The following is a 24,436-nucleotide window of genomic DNA, read 5'->3' as shown; positions in this document are numbered from 1 at the left end:
GGAGACCTCAACGATCGTCCGACCGCCGCCATCGGCGCGTCCCGGCATCGCCTTTCCTGACCAACACGCCGCGCCGATACTGGACGACCGCGTGCGCCACGCACCATGACGCACGTCACAAAACGGACCGAGGAAGGAGACCTGATGGCCAACATCGCTATTACCGGAGCGGGACGCGGAATCGCGTTCGAACTCGCCAAGCAGCATCTCGCCAAGGGCGACCGCGTCTTCGCGCTGGTGCGCGATCCGGATGGGGCCGACGCGCTCGCCGGGCTCGCCGCTTCGTCGGGCGGCATGCTCACGGTGCACACCATGGACGTGGGCAATGATGCCTCGGTCGCGGCGGGCGCGGCCGACACTGGCAGCGAACCGGTTGACCTGCTCTACAACGTCGCGGGGGTGGTCGGCGAAATGGCGCCGCAACTCGACACGATGGACTGGAAGGACTTCGACGAGGCGATCGAAGTGATGCTCAAGGGGCCGATGCGGGTGCTGCTGGCCTTCCTGCCGCGCATGGGCGCGGGCGCGAAAGTGATCAACTTCTCGAGCCAGGTTGCGGCGTCGACCTGGCCCTACGGCGGCCTCTATCCTTATGGCGCGGCAAAGGCCGGAATGGCGCGGATGATGCGCTCGGTGGCGTTCGACCTGAAGAAGCGCGGCATCGTCGTCGGCATCGTTCATCCCGGCTACGTCCAGACCGATATGGGCGGGCCCGGCGCCGACATCTCTCCGGAGGACAGCGCTCGCCAGATCATCGCGCTCGCCGAAGGCTGGCCGCTCGATGAGACCGGCGAGTTCTACAAGTGGAACGGTGAAAAGCACCCCTGGTAGGACGGAGAGCGAGGATGGCGTTCAGTGGCCCAATCGAGGACAGGCTCCTCATTCGCGAACTCATGGACACGCACGCGCACGGCGTGATGACCAGAGACCCCGAGATCTGGGGCTCGATCTGGGCGGAGGACGCCTTCTGGGACTTGCCCGAATACCCCGATCTCGGCGGGTTCGACGGCAAGGCGGCGATCGTCGGCGCCTGGGTCGAATCGATGAAGGTCTACGGCCTCGACGAGATGTCCAAGCCCATGGTCTACTTCATGCAGCCCGGCGCGATCGAGGTCGAGGGCGACAAGGCTCGGGCTGTCGCCTACACGATCGAGATCTACGACGACCCGGCAACAGGCAAGCGCACGCGCACAACCGGCCGCTACGACGACGAACTGGAAAAGCGGCAGGGCCGCTGGCTGTTCACCCGCCGGGCCTACCGCTCCATTCTCAACGACACCTGACGGCGACGCGCTAGTCAACGACGCGCTCGGCGGCCTTCCATCCCATCACGAAGAAGACGATGGTAAGGATGAGAGCGATGACGAAGATGACCAGGGCGATGTCCGCGAGCGTGCCCGCGACGCCGCCGAAACCGAGGATGGCGGCGATCAGCGCGATCACTGCCAGAGTTGCTGCCCAACCATACATGGCTTTTACTCCTGCTTAAGTGTTCGAGGATTCGAACCGCAGGAGAACGGGTTGGTTCCCGCAGCAGCGGCAATCGGCGGCGCCGGCCTCGCGACCGCGCCGCAAATCGCCGTCAAATTGATCGGGTCAGGACGAGCGGCGAAGGTTGTCGACGATCGAGTGATAGCCAAGAACTACCGCGAAGACGCCGAAGCCGCCGATCACCAGGTTTACGAAGTTCTCACCAATGAATCCGGCCATGACTGCTACTCCTCTTTGGGGTCGCAGCATTTTTCCGCCCGGTGCGCGAAGAATTCCTTGATCTCGATCAATTTTCCATCGTCGTGTCCGTTAGCGAGCGACTCACTCAGGGTCGTCGCCTGCTCGTGCCCTGCGGCTTGCAAGCGGGGAGCCGACGGCAATGGGTTGCGCCGCTTCCGCGGCCTCAGATCCGCGGTTCGGGGGCCGAGGGATCGTCGTCGAGGTACCAGTTCACCCACTCGTGGAAGTACTGGTTGCCGCGCTCGTTGCGGCCGAACACGAGATCGTCGTGCGCGCCGGATTCGAGGCCCTTCTGAATCTCCAGCCCGATCACGTAGTCTTCCTGGTAGGTGACGTCGCGGAAGAAGTTCATCGCGGCTTCCACCGCCTCGCGATCCGCATCGTCGCGGACCGGCTCGCGGCGCAGATAGTTCAGCACCGTGCGGTTCCTGTCGGGCGTCGGCCCGGGGAAAAGCTGGGCGACCTGGGTGATCTCGGGCGCGATGAAGACCGATACGTTGGGGAAGAAGATCCGCACGAAATCGTAGCCCTGGTTCTCGCGCGTGCCCCATTCCTCGCGCGGCACGTCCTTGAGCTGCTCGGCGATCGTGTGCTGCGGAAAGCCGATGCGGATATTGGGCCCGAATCCTTCGTAGTGCATCGTGTTCGAAGGCGTGCGCGGGAAGATCGTGTCGGGATGCAGCGACTTGAAGTGATAGCCTTCGAGATAGCCGTCGAAGGCGATCTTCCAGTTCGCGCCTTCGATCGTGCGATTGCCGAGATAGGTCCAGTTGGCGAAATCGAGCGCCTCGAAATCCTCCAGATAGCCACGGAAATACTTGTCGAGGTCCATCGGCGCATTGGGCGTGAGGCACACGAAGATCATGCCCGCGCGCTCTTCGCAAGGCAGTTCGCGCAGGCCCAGCCGCGACTTGTCGACCTCGCCGAAGCTGCTCGCCTCGGCGATGCCGATCAGCTTGCCGTCCGCACCGTAGGTCCAGGAGTGATACTTGCAGGTGAAGCGCGTGCAGTTGCCGTTGCCCTCGGCCACCGGCGCACCGCGATGCGAACACACATTGAGGAAGGCGCGCACCTTGCCCTGCCGGTCGCGGTTGATCAGCACCGGCATGCCGATCGCGTCCATGGTCTTGTAGTCGCCGGGCTCGGGCATCTCGGCGGTGAAAGCGAGCATCAGCGGCGTGCGCTTGAAGATAAGCTCCATCTCGGCGTCGAACTGATCGGACGAGGTGTAGCTGCTGGTCGGCACGTTCAACGTCTTGTCGGTCTGGAACGTCGTCTTGTTTTCGACGTAGCCGACCATGATCTCGGCCACGTCGCCGATCCTGCTGATACGGTTCACTATCATCTCCCGAATGCTTTTCGGCGAGCAGTCTTGGCGCCGCAGGGCGCGACCGCAAGCTGCACAAGATGATAGTTACTCCGGCGCAAATACGCGGATGCGCAGGTCACCCGAGGGCCGCGACGGCCCGGAACATCCCTTCCTGATCAAAATGGCAGTGGCACGCGCACGCTCATGCCGCGAAAGGGGCACGCTACGAAAACGCGAACGCGCAACACGACTGGCGGGAGATATCTGGCATGGACCTCGGACTGAAAGGCAAGAAGGCGATCCTGGTGGGCGCCAACGGCGGCATCGGGCGCGCGGTCGCGCAGGTGCTCGCCTCCGAAGGCTGCGACGTCGCCGTCTGCGGCCGCACGCAGGACAAGGTCGACATCGTCGTCGGAGAAGTGAACGGCGCCGGGGTCAGGGCCTTCGGCGAGACGATCGACGTCACCGACGCCGAAGCGGTCCCTGCCTTCGTCGAAAAGGCCGCCGCCGAACTGGGCGGCTGCGACATCTTCATCAGCTTCACCTCGGTCAATCCCGGCGAGGACACCGACGCCGCCTGGGACCTGATCCTCAAGACCGACATCCTGCCGATGCGCCGCGGCATCGCCGCCGCCAAGCCCTTTCTCGCCAAGTCCGAAGACGGCTCGATCGTGTGCATGAGCTCCACCGGCGCGGTCGAGGAATTCATGGGCGTGCAGCCGTACAATGCGCTCAAGGCCGCGGTGATCAACTATGCCGCCGCGCAGGCCCAGTCGCTGGCCGCCGAGGGCATTCGCGCCAATTGCATCACGCCCGGCCCGGTCTGGACCGACGACGGTCCCTGGCCCCAGATCAAGGCGGCGGCGCCCGAGTTCTTCGATCAGATCGTCGGCCAGATTCCCGCCGGTCGCATGACCACCGGCGAGGAAATCGCCAAGGCCATCGTCTTCACCGCCTCGCCGGCCTGCAAGGCGATGACCGGCGCCAATATCGTGGTCGATGGTGGAATCACCAAGCGCGTCCAGTTCTGACGGCCTCTTCGCACCGGAAGACCTCTCTCTCTCATTTCGGTTTCCACCCTCGAAAGAGGTTCCTTGCGGCGAGTTCCCTTCCGGGGGAACTCGCCTTTTTTTTCGGCCGATGCCTCAGGCGATCTTGAGCACGAGCTTGCCGGTGTTCGCGCCGGTGAACAGGCGCATGAAGGCATCGTAGGCGTTTTCGAGCCCCTCCTGGATGTCCTCGTCGACCCGCAGCCGCCCTTCGCCAAGCCATTGCGCCATCTTCGCGCCGCCTTCGGCGAAGCGGTCGGCATAGTCGGCGATGAGGAAGCCGTGGATCGTCGAACGCGTCGTCAGCACGCGCCACAAGTTGCGGATTCCCACCTTTTCGGGCGCGTTGTATTCGCTGATGAGGCCGCACAGCACGATGCGGGCATTGTGCGCCAGGTTGAGCAGTTCGGCGTCCATGACGTCGCCGCCCACGTTCTCGAAGACCATGTCGACGCCGTCGGGCGCCGCCTCGCGGATGTCGGCCGCGAGCGCTTCGACCGACTTGCCGCGATAGTCGATGGCGACGTCGAAGCCGTAGTCCTCGATCAGCCTGCGGCCCTTCTCCGCCCCGCCGGCGATGCCGATAACGCGGCAGCCGACGATCTTGCCGATCTGGCCGACGGCGGAGCCGACCGCTCCGGCCGCGCCCGAAACGAGCAGCGTCTCGCCGGCTTTCGGCCTCGCGACCTCGAGCAGGCCGAAATAGGCGGTGAGGCCGACCGCGCCCAGGGCCGAAAGGAAATTCGAGGGAGAGGCGACCGCGTTCACGTCAACCGGCATGGTGAAGCCGCCAGGCTGTGCGACCGAATAGTCTTCCATGGCGTTCAGGCCCATGACCCACTGACCGGGCGTGAAGTTGGGATTGTTCGAGGCATGGACCACGCCCACGGTCGTGGCGCGAACGGGATCGCCGAGCGGGATTGGCGGCATGTAGCTGGGCGCGTCGTCCATCCAGCCGCGCTGGGCCGGATCGAGCGAAATGAAGTGATTGCGCACCACCAGCCCGCCTTCGGGCGCCTCCGGGATCGGCCCCGAGACCAATGCGAAGTCTTCGGGAACGGGCTCGCCGCTCGGACGGCGCACGAGCAGGAAACGACGGTTCTCGGCCAAGGCAGGCTCTCCTCTTTGTTTGCAAGGTCTGGTCGCCAAGCTGGCGCGCGCTTGCACCTGTGCAAATGGGCAGGGCAGCTCGCGACGCAACACGCTCCATAAGACCGGCGGTGACGAGCGGGCCGCTGAGCCTGCCTGAAGGGGAGAAGGCCCGTTGGCAAGCATGGTGCATACCGCGCAAGCGAACGGCGTTCGCGCAGATCGGCGCCGCGCGCCCGGCCACCGCTCGACGCCACGCGACACGTGATGACACGTGGTTTTGCCGACCCGCCCGATGCCTCTCGCGCTGGCGGCTCAACCTGCGGACGTGCGTCGAAACGATCGGGTTCGCCGCGCTTCCGGTTCAAGCATCGAAAAGGATAGGAAAATGGGCCGCCTCGAAGGCAAGATCACCATGGTTACCGGCGCCGGAAACGCGCGCGGACTCGGCGCGGAGACGGCACGGCGCTTCGCCGAGGAAGGCGCGTTCGTCTACCTGACCGACCTTGATCTCGCGAGCGCCCAGGCGACCGCGCAGGCGATCCGCGACACGGGCGGCCAGGCCGAGGCTCTCGAGCACGATGTCGCCAGCGAAGCGGCGTGGGACAGGGTCTTCGCGCTGGTCCGCGAGGGGCACGGGCGGCTCGACGTGCTGGTCAACAATGCCGGGATCGCGATTCTCAAGCCGCTTCTCGAGCTGACCGCGGCCGAGTGGGAGAAGCAGACCAAGGTCAATCTCGACTCGGTATTCTACGGATCGCAGCGCGCGGTCGCGCTGATGCGCGCAGTCGGCCACGGCGGCTCGATCATCAACCTGTCGTCGATCGGCGGACTGGTCGGCATTCCCGCCTGCGCGGCCTACGGCGCGGCCAAGGGCGGGGTTCGCATCTTCTCGAAGTCGGTGGCGATGGAATGCGCCGCCGAGGGAATACGCTGCAACTCGGTGCACCCGGGCATGATCGATACCGCGATGCAGGACGTCGCGCGTCGCGACAATCCGGACGGTTTCGCCGAACTCGTCGAAGGCATCCCGATGAAGCGCATGGGGTCGCCGCGCGACATCGCCAACATGAACGTGTTCCTCGCCAGCGACGAGGCAGGCTACATCACCGGCGCCGAATTCGCGGTCGACGGTGGTGTCACGGCGATGTGATCGCGCGGCAAGGCGATCGTGCCGGCTCAGAGCCGGACGATCGCCTTGCCGAGATTGCGACCGGTGAGCATCCGTTCGTAGGCGACGAGCACGTTTTCGATTCCCCGCGTCTCGTCGAAAGCCATAGTCAGCTTGCCCTCGTCGAGCCAGGAGCGCAGTCGCGGCATGAATTCCGCCCCGCGCTCGAGGAAGTCGGGGATGAAGAAGCCCTCGACGCGCAGCCTGCGCATCAGGATCTGGTCGAAGCGCGCGGGCCCCGGCATCGGCCCGTCGCTGTCGTAGCCCGCCACCATGCCGCAGATCGCGATCCGACCGTAATGCGCCATGTTGGGCAGCACCGCATCGAGGATCGGCCCGCCGACATTATCGAAGAAGGCGTCGACCCCCCCTTCGATCGCGGCAAGCCGCGCCTCGACGTCTTCGTTACGGTAGTCGATCGCCATGTCGACGCCGATCGTCTCGCGCAGCCAGGCGCATTTCTCCGCCCCCCCGGCGATGCCGATCACTTTCGCGCCGAGATTGCGCCCGACCTGGCAAGCGAGGCTACCGGTCGCCCCCGCCGCCGCGGAGACCGCGAGCCACTCGCCGGGCTTTACCGCCGCGACCTCGCGCACGCCGACATAGGCGGTCCAGGCGTTCATTCCGAGCGCGCCGAAATGCTCGCGCATGTCCGGCACGCTCTGGTCCACGACCTCGAGCCCCGCCGCCGCCGGATCGACCGTGGCATATTCCGCCCACTGGCCGAAGCCGCGCACCATCGCGCCGACCGGGAAGCGGGCATCCTCGCTTTCGGTCACTTCGCCCAGGCACAAGCCGACCATCTTGGCGCCGAGCGGCAGCGGCGGCTGATAGCCGTCGGTCCGCGGGCTCATCCACATGCGCGTTCCCGCGTCCATCGAGAGCCAGGCCACGCGCAGGCGCACTTCGCCCGCGCCCAGCGGCGGCAAGGTCTCTTCGTGCAAGCTGAGCGCGTCCTCGAACCCGGTATTGCCCCGAGGGTGGCGGTCCAATCGCCAGTAACGGCTTGTGTCCATATCAGGTCCTCCTGCCCCAGCGGTGAGCCCGACCAACCGGCTTGCGAACCTGTCGAAATTACTAGGGCTATCCGAAGTGTCAGGCGGGAGGAAACAGCAGGGCCGCTAAAGGCTCAACGACAAAGTAAACAACAGGGGAGGATCGCTGACATGCGTATCTCGAAATCCGCCCTCATGGCGTCGACCGTCATGGGCGCACTTGCCGTAACCACGCCCGCCATTGCCCAGGAACAGGCGGCTGTTGCGAGCGAAGGCGGCCTCAACGACATCGTCGTCACCGCGCGCAAGCGCGAGGAAACGCTGCAGGACGTTCCGGTTTCGGTCGCCGCGTTCGATGCCACGATGATCGAGACGCGCGATGTCACCAGCGTCGAGAAGATCGCCGCGATCGCGCCGCAGTTCAACGTCGGCCGCGCCTCGAACGGCTCGGGCGCGCAGCTTACCTTGCGCGGCATCGGCTCGTCGTCGACCTCGATCGGCATCGAACAATCGGTCGCGGTCGTCGTCGACGGCGCCTACTACGGCCAGGGCCGCATCATCCAGGAAGGCTTCTTCGACCTCCAGCGCGTCGAGGTGCTCAAGGGGCCGCAGGCGCTGTTCTTCGGCAAGAACGCGACCGCCGGCGTGATCTCGATCACCAGCGCCGATCCGGGCGTTGATCCCGAATTCATGATCAAGGGCGGCTACGAGTTCAAGGCGCAGCAATACCGCATCGAAGGCGTGGCCTCGACGCCGCTGAGCGACACCGTCGGCATCCGCCTCGCCGCGCGCTATTCGAACTCGGACAAGGGCTACTACAAGAACGTCACCGTGCCGCGGAACTACTCGACGCTCGACGTCGCGACCGGCGCCACGCAGGACAACATCGCGCAGCCCGCCCCGACCTGGCAGCCGGCCGAAGAGGAGTTCCTCACCCGCGCCACCTTGAAGCTCGAGCCCACCGACCGGCTCACGGTCACGCTCAAGGGCAGCTACGACTACAACCGCGTCAACAACTCCTCGTGGAACTACGTCACCTACGAATGCGGCCTGCCGAGCGGCGTCTCGCAGCTCACCGGCTATGCCTGCGATCGCGACTTCGTGAACCACCAGAACAACATGCCCGCCAACATCGCGGCGGCGGGCTTTCCCTACGCCAAGGACGACGGCGCGCTCTACAACCGCTACAAGTCGGCCGCGGCGACGCTGAACATCCAGTACGACGCCGACCTGCTGCAGATCAGTTCGGTCAGCAATTATCAGTGGAACAACAACCGCTGGACCTGCGCCTGCGACTTCCAGTCGAGCGACGCGGGCACCTGGGCGACCGAGAACTCGTCCTGGCGCGCCTATTCGCAGGAGCTGCGCGCGCTCTCGCAGTTCGACGGACCGTTCAACTTCATGATCGGTGGCCTCTACCAGAACACCAAGCGCGACTTCGAACAGTATGTCATGTTCGCCAATCTCTCGAACAGCCTGGCCCCCGCCGGTTTCGAGTACCTGGCGACCAGCAAGGACAGCTTCACCGACGGCGAGACCTTCGCGCTGTTCGGGCAGGCGATCTTCGAGATCTCCGACACGCTCGAACTGGCCGGCGGCGTGCGCTACACCAACGAGACCAAGACCAGTTTTTTCACCCAGCCCTACAACAATCCCGGCCTGACCGGCATCTTCCGTCCCTCGGACGATCCCGACGGCCTTGGCGTGGTCACCGCCAACCAGCAGTTCATCGACTGGTCGCCCGAAGCGACGCTGACCTGGAAGCCCTCGCCGGACCTGATGGTCTACGGCGCCTACAAGACCGCCTACAAGTCTGGCGGCTTCTCGAACGGCGGCATCAACTCGAAGTTTTCCGCCAATCCGACGGACGACCTAACGTTCGAGCCCGAAACCGCCGAAGGCTTCGAGATCGGCATCAAGTCCACCCTGATGGACCGGCAGCTTCGCCTCAACCTGACGGTGTTCACCTACGACTACAACGACCTGCAGGTGGACTTCTTCAACTCGCCGATCTTCGCCTTCCAGACGCTGACCGCGGACGCCCGGACCCGGGGTGTCGAGCTTGAGTTCCAGTTCGCGCCGCGCGGCGTGCCGGGCCTCAACCTCAACGGCTCGGTGAATTACAACAAGGCCAAGTACACCGACTTCCCGCTTGCTCCGTGCTACGCGGGCCAGACGCCCGCAGAGGGCTGCACGCTGGTCGGCGGCCTTTCGGCGCGCCAGGACCTGAGCGACGCGCCGCTGTCGGTCGCGCCCGAATGGACCGGAAACCTCGGCGTCTCCTACGAGATGCCGGTGGGTGAAGCGTTCAAGCTGGGCTTCAATGCCGACGCGCGCTACTCGGACAGCTACCTCGCCTCGGGCTTCGGCAACCCGCTCTCGATGCAGGACAGCTACGTCACGCTCGATGCCGGCGTGCGCTTTGGCGCCGAGGACGACAACTGGACACTCGCCGTGATCGGCAAGAACCTCACCAACGAGTTCTACGTCACCGGCGTCGTGGACGGCCCCTCGACCGGCAGCGGCACCGGCACGGCCGCGGGCGTCAAAGCCGACCAGCTCGGCTTCGGCGCGCTGCCCCGCACGGTCATGGTCGAGGTGACCAAGCGCTTCTGACCCCCGAGCCCGCCCTCACGGATCGTCCCTCCGGAGGGCGGGTGATCATGTCCCGCAAGAAAAGGAGCGGCAGGATCGCAATGATCCTGCCGCTCCTTTCTTTTCAGGCGCTGTCCGGCGACCGGAAGGTCAGCAGCCCTTGGCGCCCTGCTGGCGGTGGATGTTGCGGAAACTGCGGCTCTTGAACAGCCAGCGCCCCCCGACCTTGACGCAAGTATCCTCGTAGAGCCCGCGATCGCGGAACGTGGTGCCGTCCTGGTCGTAGACTTCGGCGGTGTAGCTGCGCAGCGTAGCGCGATCGCCGTCGACCTCGATCGATCCGGGCCAGGCCTCGAACATGATCCCGGGATAGGACTTCATCGCCTCGACCCACATGGCGACGATCGCTTCGCGGCCCCTGGTGGTGCCCAGCTCGGGATAATCGGGCAGTGACCACTCGCCGTCGTCCGCCCAGGTCGCGCCCCAGGCATCCGGATCGCGCCGCGTCACCGCGTCGGCGTAGGTCTCGAGCAATTCGCGAATGGCGATGCGGTCCTCTATGGGGCCGGAATAGGTCATGTCTGTTTCTCCCAGGTGTTTTCGTCGCCGCGCAGCCTAGCCGCGTGACGTCCGCTCTCGAACTGTGACTGTGGGTAGGATCAGGCCCCGACCGGGCGCTCGTCGGGACCGGGAGCGGCGTCGGGAACCGCGACCTCGATGGTCCCGTCCGCGACGCGCAGGTCGAACACGCGCAAGTCGGCATAGGCGCCGCCAATGCAGCGGCCGGTCGCCGCCTCGAAGCGCGCGCCGTGCAGGGGGCACATGATCGCCCCGCGCCGCACTTTGCCCGGCGAGAGCATCGCCGCCTGGTGGGTGCAGCGGTCGTTGACCGCACGATAGCCCTCGTCGGTCCTGACGACGAGCACGCTCCAACCGCCAAGCCGCCTGGCGAGCTTGCCGTCCTCGGGAAAATCCGCCTCGGCGCAGAGGGTGTGCCAGCTCGTCATCACGGTGGCTTCAGATCCGGACGAGCGTCTTGCCGATCGTCCGGCCCGACATCAGGTCGATGAAGGCCTCGGGCAACCGCTCGAACCCATCGCGGACATTGGCCAGCGGCTTGAGCTTGCCTTCGCGCACCCAGCCATCAAGCTCGCGCTGGGCGCGTTCCAGCACCTCGGGATAGTCGTAGGTGATGAAGCCCTGCATCTTGATGCGGTTCACCACGAGCTGCCACAGCGTCGTGACGCCGTGCGGATGGTCGGCATCGTTGTACTGGTCGATCATGCCGCAAACCGCGACGCGGCCGTGGAGGCGCATCAGCGGCAGCATCGCCTCGAGCATCTCGCCGCCGACATTGTCGAAGAACACGTCGATGCCCTCGGGCGCCGCCGCCGAGACGTCGGCGACGAGATCGGAGGTGGCGCGATAGTCGATCGCGGCATCGAAGCCGAGGTCGCGCATGACCTGCACCTTTTCGGGCGACCCGGCGATGCCGATGACCTTGCATCCGCTCGCCTTGGCGATCTGGCCCACGGTCGAACCGGTCGCGCCCGCCGCCGCGCTCACCAGCACGGTCTCGCCGGGCTTGGCCTCGCCGACGGCGAACAGACCGACCCACGCCGTCAGCCCGACCGGGCCCAGCGCGCCCATGTAGTGGTGCAGCTCGACGCCCTGCTGCGGGCGGACCTTTTCAAGTCCCCAGGCATCGCCCGACAGGATGTAGTGATCCGCCCAGTGGGCAAAGGCGCGCACGAAAGTGCCGACGGGATAGTCCGGGTGCCTGGAAACGACGACCTCGCCCAGCGACATGCCCTTGATCGGCTCACCGAGCTGGACCGGCTCGATGTAGCTCGGCCGGTCGTCGAGGAAACCCCGGATCGCCGGATCGACCGAACCGACCCGCATCGCGACGAGAAATTCGCCGTCGCCGGGTTCGCCGATCGCGCCCTCGACCAGTTCGAAGTCCTCCGGCTGCGGAACGCCCGCCGGGCGCCGCGCCAGGACTATCTGTCTAACCTTTCCCATCCCCGCACCCTTAGCCTCTATGATCGCCGCGACAGGCTAGTCGAATCGCTAGGTTCGGCGAAACCGCCCGCCTGCATTACAGTGCCGGCAAACAGGCACGAGAGGAGCCCAAGCCATGACCAGCCAAGAGATCGTCGCCTTCGTGGACGCGTTGTATGCCGCCGCCGGCTCCGGCGACTGGGAGCGCGCCGCCGACCTGCTGACCGACGATTTCGTCGCCTGCGAGGCCGAGGGGCTGCCGATGGCGGGCGAATACCGCGGCAAGAACGGCCTGCGCGACCTCTATGCAAAGGTCATGGGGATGGTCGATGTCGCCGGGCTCGAACGCTCGGCGCTGACGGCGGGCGAGGATTGCGCGGTCGCGGTGCTGACGATGCGCTTCGCCGATCCCTTGCTCGCCCCGGCGGAACTGTGCGAGATGTTTCGCTTCCGCGACGGGAAGTGCTGCGAGATCAAGCCCTTCTATTTCGATCCGGCCCCCTTCCTTGCCGCCTGCAAGGCAAAGGCCGCGGCCTGAGCGCGGCGACGGGCCGAGCAGAGGAAGAGCGCATGAAGGCGATCCACTATTCACGCAACGGCGGCCCCGAGGTGATGGAGTTCGGCGAGCTGCCCGATCCGCAGGTGGGCCCCGACACCGTGCTGATCGCGGTCGAATGGGTCTCGATCGAGGGCGGAGACCTGCTCAACCGCCAGATCACCCCGCCCGCGCAAGTGCCCTTCGTGCCGGGCTACCAGGCCGCCGGCACGGTCGCGGCGACGGGTTCTGAGGTGACGCGCTTCCGTCCCGGCGACAAGGTCGTCGGCTTTCACTGGAACGGCAGCCATGCCGAACTGTTCGCGGTACAGGAGCACCATGCTTTCGCCGTGCCCGAAGGGCTCGACCTGCGGCTCGCGGCGACCGTGCCGATCCCCTTCGGCACCGCGCACGATGCGCTGTTCGAATACGGCGGGCTCAAGCCCGGTGAGACCGTTCTGGTCCAGGGCGCGGCGGGCGGCGTCGGCCTTGCCGCCGTGCAGCTCGCCGCGCAGGCGGGCGCGAGCGTGATCGGCACCGCCTCCTCGCCCGAGCGTCTGGCGCGGATCGCGCCGTTCGGGATGCACCACGGGATCGACTACCGCCGCGAAGACATCGCCTCGCGGTGCAAGGACTTGACCGGGGGCAAGGGAATCGACCTCGTGCTCGATCTCGCAGGCGGCAAGGGCAAGGACGCGCTGATGGACGCGGTGCGCCCGCACGGCCGCTATGCCGTGGTCGGCGCTTCCTCGGGCGATTTGCCAAGCTTCGGCTTCTTCGAACTGATCCGCAAGGCGCTTCACGTCTACGGTATTTCGCTGGGCCGCGACATGCACACGCCGCGTGCCCGCGCCATGATCGAGGACCTGCTCGCACGCGTCGCGGCCGGATCGCTCGAAATGCCGATCGACGCCGAATTCCCGCTCGCCGAAGCACGCCGGGCGCACGAGCATGTCGCCACGGCCCATCCCTTCGGCCGCGTGCTGCTGCGCGCGCGGTGAGCGAAGCTATTCGCTAGCCCGATCCGCTCGTTTCCGGCGGAGACGTTTCCCGGTTCGGCCAGCCTTAGCCGATCAGCCCGGCCTGCCGCGCCTTGTCGGCCACCGCCTCGAAGTAGGCAAGGTGCTCGGCCGCCGTGGTGAAGCCCAGCCCCATCGAATTGACGCCCGCGTGCGTGCCGCCAGCCTCGCGCCAGCGCAGCGCGGTTTCGACCGCCTCGTCGGCGGACTTGGCGCGCAGCATGTTGATCTGCTTGCCGAAAGCCGCCTTGTCGCGGCCCTTCTCGTCGAGCAGTTCGTCGAGCCGCGAAAGCTGGGCGAAGGCGTCGGCGGCGCCGTCGGCGCAGATGAAGCCGTCGCCGATCTCGACGCCGCGACGCAGCGCCACATCGGCGAAGCCGCCGAGCCAGATCGGGATCGCGCGGGCCGGACGCGGCACCAGCGCGGCGCGGTCGATCGTATCGAACTCGCCGTCGAACGAGACCACTTCCTCGCTCCACAGGCGGCGCAGCAGCGGCACCTGCTCGGCCACGCGCTTGCCGCGCTTCGTGAAATCCTGACCCAGCGAATCGTACTCGACGTAGTTCCAGCCGATGCCGACGCCCATGCGGAAGCGTCCGCCCGACAGCAGGTCGAGGTCCGCCGCCTGGCGCGCGACGAGCACCGTCTGGCGCTGCGGCAGGATGAGGATGCCGGTGACGAACTCGATCCGCTCAGTCAGTCCGGCGAGATATCCGAACATGACGAAAGGATCGTGGAAGGGGTCCTTCTCGGTATAGGGGCCCGTGAGCTTGGGCTCGCGATCGGCGTGGACCGCGCCGACGACGTGATCGTAGGCAATGAGGCTGTCGTAGCCCAGTTGCTCCGCGGCGACGCCGATCTCGCGCACCGCCGCGGGATTTCCGCCCAACCCGTTCTGGGGATAGATTGCGCCCAACTTCATCTCTTCGCTCCTTGCGCCCGATCTCGTGCCATCCGCCTGCGGGCCGGCATCGGCATGCGGGTCGCCCCGCGCCTCGCCGTTTCCTGTGCACGCGTACAGTTTTGCCGCCTCGCATATGCGCGCGGCGCTCGCGCGTCAAAGCCGATGATATCTCCGGAAAGCAAAGCGATCGACTGCGGCACGCTCAGATCAGGTCCGCGAGGGCCATCGCGGCGGCGGGTGCGCGCTCCTTGGCGCCGTTTATCATGTAGACGAACACCTCGCGGCCCGCGGCCGGAGCCTCCTTGGCGGTTGCATAGGCGAGTCCTTCGGGTGCGTGGCCGTCCCGCCACGAGCGGGCGATGCGCGCCCATTCGTCGAGCGCGGCGGCATCATACCCTGTGGGAACCTGCTGCTGCGCGCGCATCAGTCGGGCATAGACGAAGTCGGCGGTGAGATCCGCGATCTGCGGGTATTCGTCATGGTCGGCGATAACGATCGCCATGCCGTGGTCGCGGGCGAGCGCCACGAACTCCGCGCAGGCGAAGCTCTCGTGCCGCACTTCGAGCGCGTGGCGCAACGGCAGGCCCTCGCAGGTTTCCGGCAGCAGCGCGAGAAAGGCCGCGAAATCCTCCGCCTCGAACCGCTTGGTCGGCGCGAACTGCCAGACCACCGGCCCGAGCCGGTCGCCCAGTTCGGCGACACCCTGCGCGAAGAATTTCTCGATGCCAGACCCGGCCTCGGCCAGCACCTTGCGGTTGGTGCAGAACCGCGAGGCCTTGAGCGCGAAGCGAAAGCCTTCGGGCGTCGCGTCCCGCCAGGCGGCAAAGCTCTCGCGCTTCTGCAAGCGATAGTAGGTGGCGTTGATCTCGATCGTGCCGAGCCGCCCGGCGGCATAGGCCAGTTCGTCCGCCTGGCGCAGGCCTTCGGGATAGAAGGTCCCGCGCCAGTCGGGATAGACCCAGCCGCCGATGCCGGTGCGGATCGCGCCGCCGGACATGCCTCGCGCTCGGCCCGATGGCCTCAGTCGTGCTCGCGGTCGCCGGCGCCGACGTAGAGCTGGTTGCCCACCTCGCGGTACTTCTCGCTCATCTCCTGCATGCCCTTCTCGGCCTCGGCCTTGGTGGCGTCGGCGGCGATGAAGGCATCGCTCGGCTGGTTCTGCTTGGCCGCGAAGTCGCGCACTTCCTGCGTGATCTTCATCGAGCAGAACTTGGGCCCGCACATCGAGCAGAAGTGCGCCGACTTCGCGCCCTCGGCGGGCAGCGTCTGGTCGTGATACTGCTCGGCGGTGTCGGGATCGAGCGAGAGGTTGAACTGATCGCGCCAGCGGAACTCGAAGCGCGCGCGGCTGAGCGCATCGTCGCGGACCTTGGCGGCCGGGTGGCCCTTGGCAAGGTCGGCGGCGTGGGCGGCGAGCTTGTAGGTCACCACGCCGACCTTCACGTCGTCGCGGTCGGGCAGGCCAAGGTGCTCCTTGGGGGTGACGTAGCAAAGCATCGCGGTGCCGTACCAGCCGATCATGGCCGCGCCGATGCCGCTGGTGATGTGGTCGTAGCCGGGCGCGATGTCGGTGACGAGCGGCCCGAGCGTGTAGAACGGCGCCTCGCCGCAAGCCTCGAGCTGCTTGTCCATGTTCTCCTTGACCTTGTGCATCGGCACGTGGCCGGGGCCCTCGATCATGACCTGCACGTCCTGCTCCCAGGCGCGCTTGGTCAGTTCGCCCAGCGTGTACAGTTCGGAGAACTGCGCCTCGTCGTTGGCATCGGCGATCGAGCCGGGACGCAGGCCGTCGCCCAGCGAATAGGCGATGTCGTAGGCCTTCATGATCTCGGTGATCTCGTCAAAGTGCTCGTAAAGGAAGCTCTCCTTGTGATGCGCGAGGCACCACTTGGCCATGATCGAGCCGCCGCGGCTGACGATCCCGGTCACGCGCTTGGCGGTCATCGGAATATAGGGCAGCCGCACGCCGGCGTGGATCGTGAAGTAGTCGACGCCCTGCTCGGCCTGCTCGATCAACGTGTCACGGAAGATCTCCCAGGTAAGGTCCTCGGCCACGCCGCCCACCTTCTCGAGCGCCTGGTAGATCGGCACTGTGCCGATCGGCACGGGCGAATTGCGGATGATCCATTCGCGCGTGTCGTGGATGTTGCGGCCGGTGGACAGGTCCATGACTGTGTCGGCGCCCCAGCGGATCGCCCAGACCATCTTGTCGACTTCGCTGGCCACGTCGCTGGCGACCGCCGAATTGCCGATATTGGCGTTGATCTTGACGAGGAAATTGCGCCCGATCGCCATCGGCTCGCACTCGGGGTGGTTGACGTTCGACGGGATGATCGCGCGGCCCCGCGCGACTTCCTCGCGCACGAATTCGCCGGTCACGTAGTCGGGAATCTCGGCGCCCCAGCTCTGCCCGTCGCGGATGTATTCCTTGAGCATTTCGCGGCCGAGGTTCTCGCGCGTGGCGACGTATTCCATCTCGGGTGTGACGATGCCGCGCCTGGCATAGTGCATCTGCGAAATGTTGCCGCCCGTCTTCGCGCGCAGCGGCCGCTTGACGACCCTGGGGAAAGCCGGAACGCCGCCCGAACGGTCGGGCCCGAGCTGGCCATTGTCCTCGGGCCGCGTCTCGCGCCCGTCGTAGGCTTCGACGTCGCCGCGCGCCATCTGCCATTCGCGGCGAAGCTGGGGCAGACCCGCCTGGATGTCGATGAGCGCGTCGGGATCGGTATAGGGGCCCGAGCAGTCGTAGACGCGCACGGGCGCCTCGCCGCTCGAAGGCTCGAGGTCGATCTCGCGCATCGCGACTTTGAGCGGTCCGACGTGGATCTTGCGGCTGCCGCGGATCGGGCCGGTGGTGACGCCGATCTCGAGCTTGGAATTGATGTCGGCCATGGGCGCTTCTCTCCTCGGTGGACGGCGGAAGAGAACTACCTTGGCGGCCAGTCCCTCCCTCCGCCCGTGCTAACGGGTTCAGGTTCGACGGGTCGTGCGGAGCATACCCGCACCTCTCAGCCGTGCTGGCTCCCCGGGGTCCGCGCGAATCTACGCGATTTGCCGCAGCGTGCAAGGTCTAGCATCGCGCGCGCTCCCCCGCGAGCGACGGCCCGACCGCGGCCCTTGGCGCGGGTCGCGCACCGGGGAAGCGCCGCCGGCCCTTCTAGGCGTTTCTACTTAGCATGTTACCGGATTTAAGCTCTTGGCCCAGCGAACTACGCTGAAGAATGCAAGGGCCCCAAAGGACTACGCAGGAGTGCGCCCGCAAGCCGCGGCGACAGCAAGAGAAGACCGGCGAATTATCCGTCAGGGAAGAACCGAATCCACGCGTCATGACCAACGCAGGTCCAGAAAAAAGGTCCGCATACGGGAAACCGGTGCTGATCCATATCCATGTCCCGAAGTGCTCCGGCAGCTCCGTGAATGCGCTTGTCTCGCGGAAATTCGGCACCAGGGCGGTCTCTTTCGATCACCCCGACATCAAGAAAATTCTGCAAGAGAAGGACAATCGCTTTCGCGACGAGAATTTTGACTGCTTCTTCGGGCACACGACCGCAAACCTTGATGACCTGTTCGACAGACCGGTCATAAAATTCTCGATCATGCGAGATCCGATCGACCGGATTTGCAGCTTTTTCAATTATATCCACATGACGCCCGCCCATCCGCTGCACAGTGCGCTTCGGGAGCGTCTTCCGACCCTGGATGCAATGGCCGATGGTGTTTTCGAGGATATCGATCACCTCGAGGCCAACTGGTGCAACTATTTCTGCCGCGCCTATTCCGGCAAGGCCGTGCGCACCGTTTCCGAGTTTGCGGCGGCGAGGGCGAGCATCCTGCGTGAAATCGAAGACGGCAGGCTCGTAGTTGGGGGACAGGGCCCACATTGAAGACTTCCTGCGGCGCCATGGCGTCCTCGAGGAAACCGAGGCCCTCCCGCTCGTGAACAGTGGGCGTCGGGATGCGTGCGCGGACAAGCCCTTTGCATGGGCCCTGCGGGACCGCCTGAAACCTCGGACAATCGAATTTCTGCACCAGAAGAACATGCTGGATTACCGATTGCTGGAATATATCTCGGGATACCTGGCTTCCCACTAAGCGCGCGCGTGCCGGCGTCGGCTGCCTTCGAACCCGGGAAGCGGACGCGCGTCGTCAGTGCGTTCGCACGGTGCTTTACGCGGGCTTAACCGCGAGGCCGCATAAGGAGCCCGACCAGGTTCGCGACCGATCCGTAAAGAAGAGACAAGCCATGGAGCAGGCGGCAGCCGCAGACACTGGCGCACAGGCCCTGACCGTCGTAGCCGACACTCTCCTCTCGCTCTTCAACGATTCCGGCTCGCGGATCGGATTCCCGGTATTGCTGACCGGCTGGCTGATCGCGATGGCCGCCTGGCTCGTGGTGCGGCGGCGCGAGCGATCCTTGGACGACGGGACGGCCCGGACGGTCTCGGACCTGCGCGCCTTCCTGCGTCACGCCTTCCCGGCGAGCGCCTACTGGTCGCGCAGCGCGGCGGTCGACGGGCAACTCGCGCTGTTCAACAAGCTTCTGCTGCCGGCGCGCTGGCTCGTGTTCGGGATCACGAGCAGCTTTGCCGCGACACAGCTCGCGCGAGCGCTCGTCGCCACCTTCGACCGACGCCCCGAACTGCTCGAAGGCACCTGGGGGACGGTGATGCTCGGTGGCCTGCTGCTGCTGGCCTTCGACTTCAGCACCTACGTGACCCACCGATTGTCGCACGAGATGCCCGCGCTATGGGCCTTTCACCGCGTCCATCATTCCGCAGAGGCGCTCAATCCGCTGACCCTGCTGCGCAAGCATCCGGTTTATGACGCGCTGAGCGTCGCCATCGACTGCGCGATTGTCGCGCCGATCCAGGCGCTGATCATCTGGCAGTTCGGCGCGCAAGTGAGCATGCATGCCCTGGGCGTCGCGGCGACCGGCTTCGCCATGTTCGCCTATGCGGCATCGAGCCTGCGCCACACGCACTTGTGGCTGAGCTTCGGGCCGCTGGCCGAAAGCGTGCTGGTCAGCCCGGCGCTCCACCAGATCCACCACAGCAGGGCCGAGCGCCACCACGACCGCAACTACGGCGAGGTGTTCTCGATCTGGGATCTCGCGTTCGGCACGCTCTATCGGCCGCAAGGCCGCGAAGACCTGGAATTCGGGCTCACTCACGAAGCGGAGCAGCCGCATCGTTCGCTCGTCTCGGCATTGCTCGAACCGTTCGGCTATGCCGCCCGGCACCTGACCGGGCGCAAGCCGGTGCGGGCACCCGAGCCTGAGCCCGGGCCGATGCCCGCCGAAGGCCTGGCGCCGTGAACCGCGGAGTCTCGCTCTACCTCGACCTCGTACGCTTTCTCGCGGCGGTCGCGGTGCTGCTCACGCACCTCGCCTATCCCGAGCTTTCTGGCGGCATGCTTCTTCCCTGGCGCGCCTGGGGGAACGATGCGGTCATGGTGTTCTTCGTCCTGTCCGGCTTCGTCGTCGCGCATGTCACGCAGACCCGCGAGACCACGATGGGTGACTACGCGGCGAGCCGGCTGGCGCGGCTCTGGTCGGTCGCCGTACCGGCGCTGGTGCTGACGCTGCTGCTCGATCTGGTCGGCCGGATGGCTGACCCGGGTGCCTATCAGCAATGGTGGTTCCAGGCCGAAGACCCGCTTTGGCGGGCGCTGCGCGCGCTCAGCTTCACCAACCAGCTATGGTTCGAATCGGTGCGCCCCTTCAGCAACGGCCCGTGGTGGTCGCTGGGCTACGAGGCCTGGTACTACGCGCTGTTCGGAGCCATGGCGTTTCTTCGCGGACGCACCCGCCTGCTTGTCGTCACCGCGATGGCGCTGTGCGCCGGCCCCAAGATCCTGCTGCTGTTCCCGGTCTGGTATCTCGGGGTCGCGACCTATCGCCGGCTGCGCGCCGCCGAGGTTTCGCCCGAGCGCGGCCTCGTCTGGTTCGCGGGAAGCGCGCTGGCCTATCTCGCGCTGCGGGCGAGCGGGCTGTTCGATGTCCTCAAGGCGCTGACCTATCTGCTGCTCGGCCCCGAAAACACCGCGCACTATCTCGGCTTTTCCGACGAGGTTCTGGCGAGCTACCTGATCGGGCCGCTGGTCGCGGTGCATTTCGCCGGAGCCTGGCACATGGCCGCGCGGCTGGAAGCCTGGTTGACGCCGGTCGCCGGCCACATCCGCTGGGCGGCGCAATCGACTTTCGCGCTCTACCTGCTCCATTACCCGATGCTGCGCTTTGTCGCCGCCGTGACCGACTACGACGTGCATTCTCCCCTCGCCGTCGCGGCCGTGGCCCTGACGACGATCGCGGCGTGCTGCGCGGCGGGATCGGTGATCGAGCGCGGCAAGGGCCGCTGGAAACGCCGCCTCCTCCACATTGCTGGACGGTTCGCGCCGCATCGCGGCAGCCTTGTGACCCGCCGCCGGACCCTCCCGGATCGGTTGACGCGCAGGCCGCGATAGCGGAGACGACAGTCGCACTGCCGCTGGTCTGGTTGCATCAGCGGCTCGATACAAAACCCTGCGAACCTCCGCGTCCGACATGCCAACACTCTATCGCCTCGATGCCGATGCCGCCGCGATCGCCGCCGCCTTCGGCGCGCGCGCGGGAGACGACCCATGGGCGGGTGGCACGATCGCCCCGGGCACTTTCGCGCCGGTGGTCACGGCCGGGCGCGAGTTCATTGCCGGGCCGCGGCCCGCCGGCCGGCCGCTCGCGACACGGATGATCCCACGCCTGTGGGGCGTGCCGCCTCCTCCCTCGACCTGGGGCGAGGCGCGGCGCGACGGGATCATGACGGTGCGCAATCCGGACAGCCCGTTCTGGATCGGCAACTTGCGCAATGCCGAGTTCCGCTGCCTCGTGCCCGCGAGCGCCTTCATGGTCTGGGGCAAGGCGCGCGACGCGCAGGGGCGCCGCCACCGGCACTGGTTCGCCTGCGCCGACCAGCCGCTCTTCGCCATGGCGGGCGTGTGGAAGGACAGCGAGGTTCCGAGTTTCGCGATCCTCACCTGCGAGCCCAACGCGGCCTTGCGCGCGGCGGGACGCGAAGCGATGCCCGTCATCCTGCCCGCCGACACCGAGGCCCGGCAGACCTGGCTCCACGCCGCCTGGGCTGGCGCGGCGAACCTGATCGCGCCCTATCCCTCGTCATCGATGCGGGCGGTCTAGGCGCCCCTCGCCGCGAGGCGATCAGAACCGCACGATGCCCACCGCGATCGCGATCGCGCCCAATCCGATCGAAAGGATCGTCCACAAGCGCGACAGCGGGCCGAAGCGGCGTAGCCAGAACGCGGTATAGATGTCCGAGAACGCCAGGATCGCGAGCGCCTCGAGGCACAGCAATCCGCCGATCACGCTGAAGGTGCTCGAGAGCCAGTCGGGCGACGCCCAGGGATTGGCGAGATAGACGATCGCGCCGGTCAGGAATTCGACCAGGGCGGTGACAACCTGCAGCGCGGGCGAGTTGGCAATCTCGCGCAGCATGCGTTCCCAGTGGCCGGGCTTGCGCCACTCGCCGATGCCCGCGAACAGGGCGAAAAGGCCGAGGAAGATCGCGGTCCAGGCCGGCGCGGTGGTAAAATCAGGCATTTGCTCCTCCCGTCCCGCTTTCGGGATCACGGTGAAGAGATGGCCGCAGTGCTGCCGATTTGTAAAGTACCAATGCCGCCAAGCGCGAGGAAGGATCGGACGGGCGGTCCTGCGCGCGCGCGACCGACTGGACTTGGCATCTGGACTTGGCATCGCCGCGGCAAGCCCTCATCTGTCTGGCCATGCCCCGGACTCCGGCCGCCGCTCCCGATGCCCTCGACGACCTGCTTGCGCGCATCCGCGCCTGCCGCGCCTGCGCCGGACAACTCGCGCATGAGCCCCGCCCCTTCGTGCAGGCGGCACCGGGCGCGCGGCTGCTCATCATCGGCCAGGCGCCGGGCAGCAAGGTCCACGCGAGCGGCATCGGCTGGGACGATGCCAGCGGCGACCGTCTGCGCGAATGGACGCGAATTGATCGCGAAACCTTCTACGATCCCGCGCAAGTGGCGCAGATGCCTTCGGGATTCTGCTATCCCGGCAAGGGCGACGGCGGCGACCTGCCGCCGCGCCCGGAGTGCGCGCCCATGTGGCACCAACCGCTGCTCGACGAGCTTCCGCACGTGCGCCTGACGCTGCTGGTGGGGCAATACGCGCAGAAGCTCTATCTGCCGCGTCATCTGCGCGGATCGATGACCGAGGCGGTGCGCCGCTGGCGCGAGATGCCCGAGGGCCTGTTCCCGCTGCCGCACCCGGCCTGGCGCAGCCGCTTGTGGATGGCGAAGCATCCCTGGTTCGCCGCCGACGTGCTGCCCGCGCTGCGCGAGAGGATCGCGGCGGCGCTCGGCTGAGCGTTCCGAGATTCCGGCCGCGACCGCCCCCAGCGACTTGCGAGATGCGGCGCCCGTCAGAAAGTGTAGGACACGCCCCCCGCGACCATCCACTGATCGGCCGAGCCGCGGATCGAGGTGTAGGGCGTCTCCTTGGCGTCGTTCAGCATCCGCCCGTAACTGGCGAGCCCGACCAGCGCGAAACCCCCGTCGAGCAGATTGCCGTTGAGGTCGTAACCGGCCAGCGCGCTCACGTTCCAGCTATCCCAGCCGCCCTTCGCATCGAATTCGGGCAGGCCGCTTGCCGCGCTCTGCGCGGGCGTCACCGAATAATAGTAGCGCGCATAGTCGTCGTCGACGTGGCGCGCGCTCAGATTGAGCGTCACGATCGCCGCCCGGCTGACCGGCGTGATGTAGGTGATGCCCGGCGACCAGATCATGCCCTTGTGCGCGCCAGCGATGTCCCACGAGACGTCCGCCGAAAACGAGAGCGTGTCGTAGGGATTGAGCAGCTTGTAGGCGCTCACGCCGCCGGTCGCGCCGATCTCGATCGCCTCGTCGAGCTTGCCGGCGGCCTTGACCACCGGGTCCTTGATCCGGCGCGCGCGGTTCGCGGAGTAATTGACCACCGGCCCCAGCGAAACGCCGAAGCGCGCGTCCTCGCCGTCTGGAATGAGATCGAGGCCGACGCCGCCACGGCGCGGCGATATCGTGATCCCCTTGAACCGCCCCTGCACTAACGGGATCGGCGAGACGACCTGATCATCGGAGCCGTCGTAACTCGGGCCGTAGACGACGCCCGCTCCGAGGATCAGGTAGTCTCCGTCGAGCGCGCTCTCCTCCGGCTCGGGTCCGGCCTGGGCCAGCGCCGTAACGGGCGCGAGCGCCATGGCGGCGGCGGCGAAAGCGAACGGTTTCATGATGATTTCCCTGTAGCCACGACGCAGCAACGCACCACGCCTCCGGCGGTTGCCTCCCTGAAGCTCGGCGATGACGACAGCCCGGGGCGCCAATGCGGCGATGCCCGGAAGAGCAAACGGGGTTAAGCTCAGCCCTCGCCCTCGGGCAAGGTGTCGGCGCCCGGACCGAGCTTGCGCTGCATGATGAACACGTCGATCCACTTGCCGTGCTTCCATCCCGCCGCAGCAAGCGTGCCGACCGGAAAATAGCTCGCCCGCGCGTGGAGCACCACCGAGGCCGGCTCGGTGCCAGCGATCACCGCAAAAGCCTGCCGGTAGCCGCACTCTTCGCAAGCCTCGACCAATGCGTTGATGAGACGGGTGCCGACGCCCTTGCCGACGCTGTCCGCCCGCACGTAGATGCTCGTCTCGCACGAATAGGCATAGCCGGTGCGGTCGCCGAAACTTTGCGCATGGGCGTATCCCAGCACGCGCCCGTCATCGTCGCGGACGACCAGCCAGGGATATCCCTGGGCCATCGTCGCTTCCATGCGCGCGGCCATGGCGTCGCGGTCAGGCGGTTCGGTTTCGAAGCTGGCAGTGCTTTCGAGAACGTAGTGGGAAAATATCTCCGCGATTTGCCCCGCGTCGTCGAGCGACGCTTCGCAGATTTCCAATGCGTTGTTCATCAAAGTGAAATATGCCGCAAAGCAGCAATTTTGCCAAGCGCGGTAGTTAAGTGATTTGATTTTGTTTTAATCGACAGCCTCCGGTCAGC

At 66.4% G+C, this 24,436-nt stretch carries 25 protein-coding genes and 1 riboswitch; of the genes, 12 read left to right on the top strand and 13 right to left on the bottom strand.

What is annotated here, in order from left to right; all coding sequences use genetic code 11:
- Positions 1–144 precede the first annotated feature (144 nt).
- Both B2G71_RS02290 and B2G71_RS02285 read left to right on the top strand, forming a co-directional pair.
- A complete protein-coding gene (locus tag B2G71_RS02290; RefSeq protein ID WP_098104128.1) occupies positions 145–831 on the top strand; it encodes an SDR family NAD(P)-dependent oxidoreductase in 687 nt (228 codons plus the stop codon).
- A 14-nt stretch (positions 832–845) separates the two neighbouring features.
- The gene (locus B2G71_RS02285) at positions 846–1,283 is read left to right on the top strand and encodes a nuclear transport factor 2 family protein (RefSeq protein ID WP_098104127.1); all 438 of its coding nucleotides are present in this window, start codon (positions 846–848) and stop codon (positions 1,281–1,283) included.
- 10 nt (positions 1,284–1,293) lie between these two features.
- Here B2G71_RS02285 and B2G71_RS02280 read toward each other — a convergent pair whose 3' ends face one another.
- The gene (locus tag B2G71_RS02280) at positions 1,294–1,470 is read right to left on the bottom strand and encodes a DUF1328 domain-containing protein (RefSeq protein ID WP_098104126.1); all 177 of its coding nucleotides are present in this window, start codon (positions 1,468–1,470) and stop codon (positions 1,294–1,296) included.
- Between the two features lie 424 nt (positions 1,471–1,894).
- Positions 1,895–3,076 carry an SRPBCC family protein gene (locus B2G71_RS02275; protein WP_168176219.1) on the bottom strand — a complete coding sequence of 394 codons (1,182 nt, stop codon included), beginning with the start codon at positions 3,074–3,076 and terminating at the stop codon, positions 1,895–1,897.
- 233 nt (positions 3,077–3,309) lie between these two features.
- On the opposite strand from B2G71_RS02275, the gene B2G71_RS02270 reads away from it, so the two are divergent.
- Entirely contained in the window at positions 3,310–4,071 is a 762-nt protein-coding gene (locus tag B2G71_RS02270; RefSeq protein ID WP_098104125.1) for an SDR family oxidoreductase, read from the top strand.
- Between the two features lie 114 nt (positions 4,072–4,185).
- Here B2G71_RS02270 and B2G71_RS02265 read toward each other — a convergent pair whose 3' ends face one another.
- Positions 4,186–5,199 (bottom strand): NADP-dependent oxidoreductase, encoded by a 1,014-nt coding sequence (locus B2G71_RS02265; RefSeq protein WP_098104124.1) that lies wholly within the window; start codon positions 5,197–5,199, stop codon positions 4,186–4,188.
- Between the two features lie 367 nt (positions 5,200–5,566).
- Here B2G71_RS02265 and B2G71_RS02260 point away from each other — a divergent pair, with 367 nt between their 5' ends.
- Positions 5,567–6,331, top strand: coding sequence for an SDR family oxidoreductase (locus tag B2G71_RS02260; RefSeq protein ID WP_098104123.1), 765 nt, complete (start codon positions 5,567–5,569; stop codon positions 6,329–6,331).
- Between the two features lie 26 nt (positions 6,332–6,357).
- Here B2G71_RS02260 and B2G71_RS02255 read toward each other — a convergent pair whose 3' ends face one another.
- Entirely contained in the window at positions 6,358–7,365 is a 1,008-nt protein-coding gene (locus B2G71_RS02255) for an NADP-dependent oxidoreductase (RefSeq protein ID WP_098104122.1), read from the bottom strand.
- A 150-nt stretch (positions 7,366–7,515) separates the two neighbouring features.
- Between B2G71_RS02255 and B2G71_RS02250 the strand changes: the two genes are divergently transcribed.
- Positions 7,516–9,960, top strand: coding sequence for a TonB-dependent receptor (locus B2G71_RS02250; protein ID WP_098104121.1), 2,445 nt, complete (start codon positions 7,516–7,518; stop codon positions 9,958–9,960).
- Between the two features lie 129 nt (positions 9,961–10,089).
- On the opposite strand, the gene B2G71_RS02245 is transcribed toward B2G71_RS02250, so the two are convergent.
- From B2G71_RS02245 to B2G71_RS02235, 3 genes are all read right to left on the bottom strand, one after another.
- Positions 10,090–10,518, bottom strand: a complete 429-nt coding sequence (locus B2G71_RS02245; RefSeq protein WP_098104120.1) for a nuclear transport factor 2 family protein — start codon at positions 10,516–10,518, stop codon at positions 10,090–10,092.
- A gap of 80 nt (positions 10,519–10,598) precedes the next feature.
- A complete protein-coding gene (locus tag B2G71_RS02240) occupies positions 10,599–10,949 on the bottom strand; it encodes a Rieske (2Fe-2S) protein (protein WP_098104119.1) in 351 nt (116 codons plus the stop codon).
- Between the two features lie 7 nt (positions 10,950–10,956).
- A complete protein-coding gene (locus B2G71_RS02235; protein ID WP_098104118.1) occupies positions 10,957–11,964 on the bottom strand; it encodes an NADP-dependent oxidoreductase in 1,008 nt (335 codons plus the stop codon).
- A gap of 115 nt (positions 11,965–12,079) precedes the next feature.
- Here B2G71_RS02235 and B2G71_RS02230 point away from each other — a divergent pair, with 115 nt between their 5' ends.
- A complete protein-coding gene (locus tag B2G71_RS02230) occupies positions 12,080–12,481 on the top strand; it encodes a nuclear transport factor 2 family protein (protein ID WP_098104117.1) in 402 nt (133 codons plus the stop codon).
- A 32-nt stretch (positions 12,482–12,513) separates the two neighbouring features.
- Positions 12,514–13,479, top strand: coding sequence for a zinc-binding alcohol dehydrogenase family protein (locus B2G71_RS02225; protein WP_098104116.1), 966 nt, complete (start codon positions 12,514–12,516; stop codon positions 13,477–13,479).
- A gap of 64 nt (positions 13,480–13,543) precedes the next feature.
- Here the strand turns inward: B2G71_RS02225 and B2G71_RS02220 are convergent, their stop codons facing one another.
- From B2G71_RS02220 to thiC, 3 genes are all read right to left on the bottom strand, one after another.
- On the bottom strand, positions 13,544–14,419 hold the full coding sequence (locus B2G71_RS02220; RefSeq protein WP_098104115.1) for an LLM class F420-dependent oxidoreductase: 876 nt from the start codon (positions 14,417–14,419) through the stop codon (positions 13,544–13,546).
- A gap of 184 nt (positions 14,420–14,603) precedes the next feature.
- On the bottom strand, positions 14,604–15,398 hold the full coding sequence (locus B2G71_RS02215) for a DUF72 domain-containing protein (protein WP_098104114.1): 795 nt from the start codon (positions 15,396–15,398) through the stop codon (positions 14,604–14,606).
- Between the two features lie 23 nt (positions 15,399–15,421).
- A complete protein-coding gene (gene thiC / locus B2G71_RS02210; RefSeq protein ID WP_098104113.1) occupies positions 15,422–17,293 on the bottom strand; it encodes a phosphomethylpyrimidine synthase ThiC in 1,872 nt (623 codons plus the stop codon).
- Positions 17,294–17,331: 38 nt separating this feature from the next.
- A riboswitch (TPP riboswitch) is annotated at positions 17,332–17,439 on the bottom strand.
- Positions 17,440–17,727: 288 nt separating this feature from the next.
- Between thiC and B2G71_RS02205 the strand changes: the two genes are divergently transcribed.
- From B2G71_RS02205 to B2G71_RS02185, 4 genes are all read left to right on the top strand, one after another.
- Complete coding sequence (locus B2G71_RS02205) at positions 17,728–18,285, top strand: sulfotransferase family 2 domain-containing protein (protein WP_168176218.1); 558 nt, start codon at positions 17,728–17,730, stop codon at positions 18,283–18,285.
- A 359-nt stretch (positions 18,286–18,644) separates the two neighbouring features.
- Positions 18,645–19,715 (top strand): sterol desaturase family protein, encoded by a 1,071-nt coding sequence (locus B2G71_RS02195; RefSeq protein ID WP_098104110.1) that lies wholly within the window; start codon positions 18,645–18,647, stop codon positions 19,713–19,715.
- On the top strand, positions 19,712–20,863 hold the full coding sequence (locus B2G71_RS02190; RefSeq protein ID WP_098104109.1) for an acyltransferase family protein: 1,152 nt from the start codon (positions 19,712–19,714) through the stop codon (positions 20,861–20,863). The genes B2G71_RS02195 and B2G71_RS02190 overlap by 4 nt, the downstream gene beginning before the upstream one ends.
- Positions 20,864–20,942: 79 nt before the next feature.
- Complete coding sequence (locus B2G71_RS02185; RefSeq protein WP_098104108.1) at positions 20,943–21,572, top strand: SOS response-associated peptidase family protein; 630 nt, start codon at positions 20,943–20,945, stop codon at positions 21,570–21,572.
- Between the two features lie 21 nt (positions 21,573–21,593).
- Here the strand turns inward: B2G71_RS02185 and B2G71_RS02180 are convergent, their stop codons facing one another.
- Complete coding sequence (locus tag B2G71_RS02180; RefSeq protein ID WP_098104107.1) at positions 21,594–21,992, bottom strand: hypothetical protein; 399 nt, start codon at positions 21,990–21,992, stop codon at positions 21,594–21,596.
- 182 nt (positions 21,993–22,174) lie between these two features.
- Here B2G71_RS02180 and B2G71_RS02175 point away from each other — a divergent pair, with 182 nt between their 5' ends.
- Positions 22,175–22,780, top strand: coding sequence for a uracil-DNA glycosylase family protein (locus B2G71_RS02175; protein ID WP_098104106.1), 606 nt, complete (start codon positions 22,175–22,177; stop codon positions 22,778–22,780).
- A gap of 56 nt (positions 22,781–22,836) precedes the next feature.
- On the opposite strand, the gene B2G71_RS02170 is transcribed toward B2G71_RS02175, so the two are convergent.
- Both B2G71_RS02170 and B2G71_RS02165 read right to left on the bottom strand, forming a co-directional pair.
- On the bottom strand, positions 22,837–23,679 hold the full coding sequence (locus tag B2G71_RS02170; protein WP_098104105.1) for a MipA/OmpV family protein: 843 nt from the start codon (positions 23,677–23,679) through the stop codon (positions 22,837–22,839).
- A 128-nt stretch (positions 23,680–23,807) separates the two neighbouring features.
- A complete protein-coding gene (locus B2G71_RS02165) occupies positions 23,808–24,347 on the bottom strand; it encodes a GNAT family N-acetyltransferase (RefSeq protein ID WP_098104104.1) in 540 nt (179 codons plus the stop codon).
- Between the last annotated feature and the right edge of the window lie 89 nt (positions 24,348–24,436).

The sequence above is a fragment of the Novosphingobium sp. PC22D genome (assembly GCF_002556635.1).
GTDB lineage: Bacteria > Pseudomonadota > Alphaproteobacteria > Sphingomonadales > Sphingomonadaceae > Novosphingobium.
Note: the sequence above shows the minus strand (reverse complement) of the source record. Positions and strands in the feature narration are given on the sequence as shown.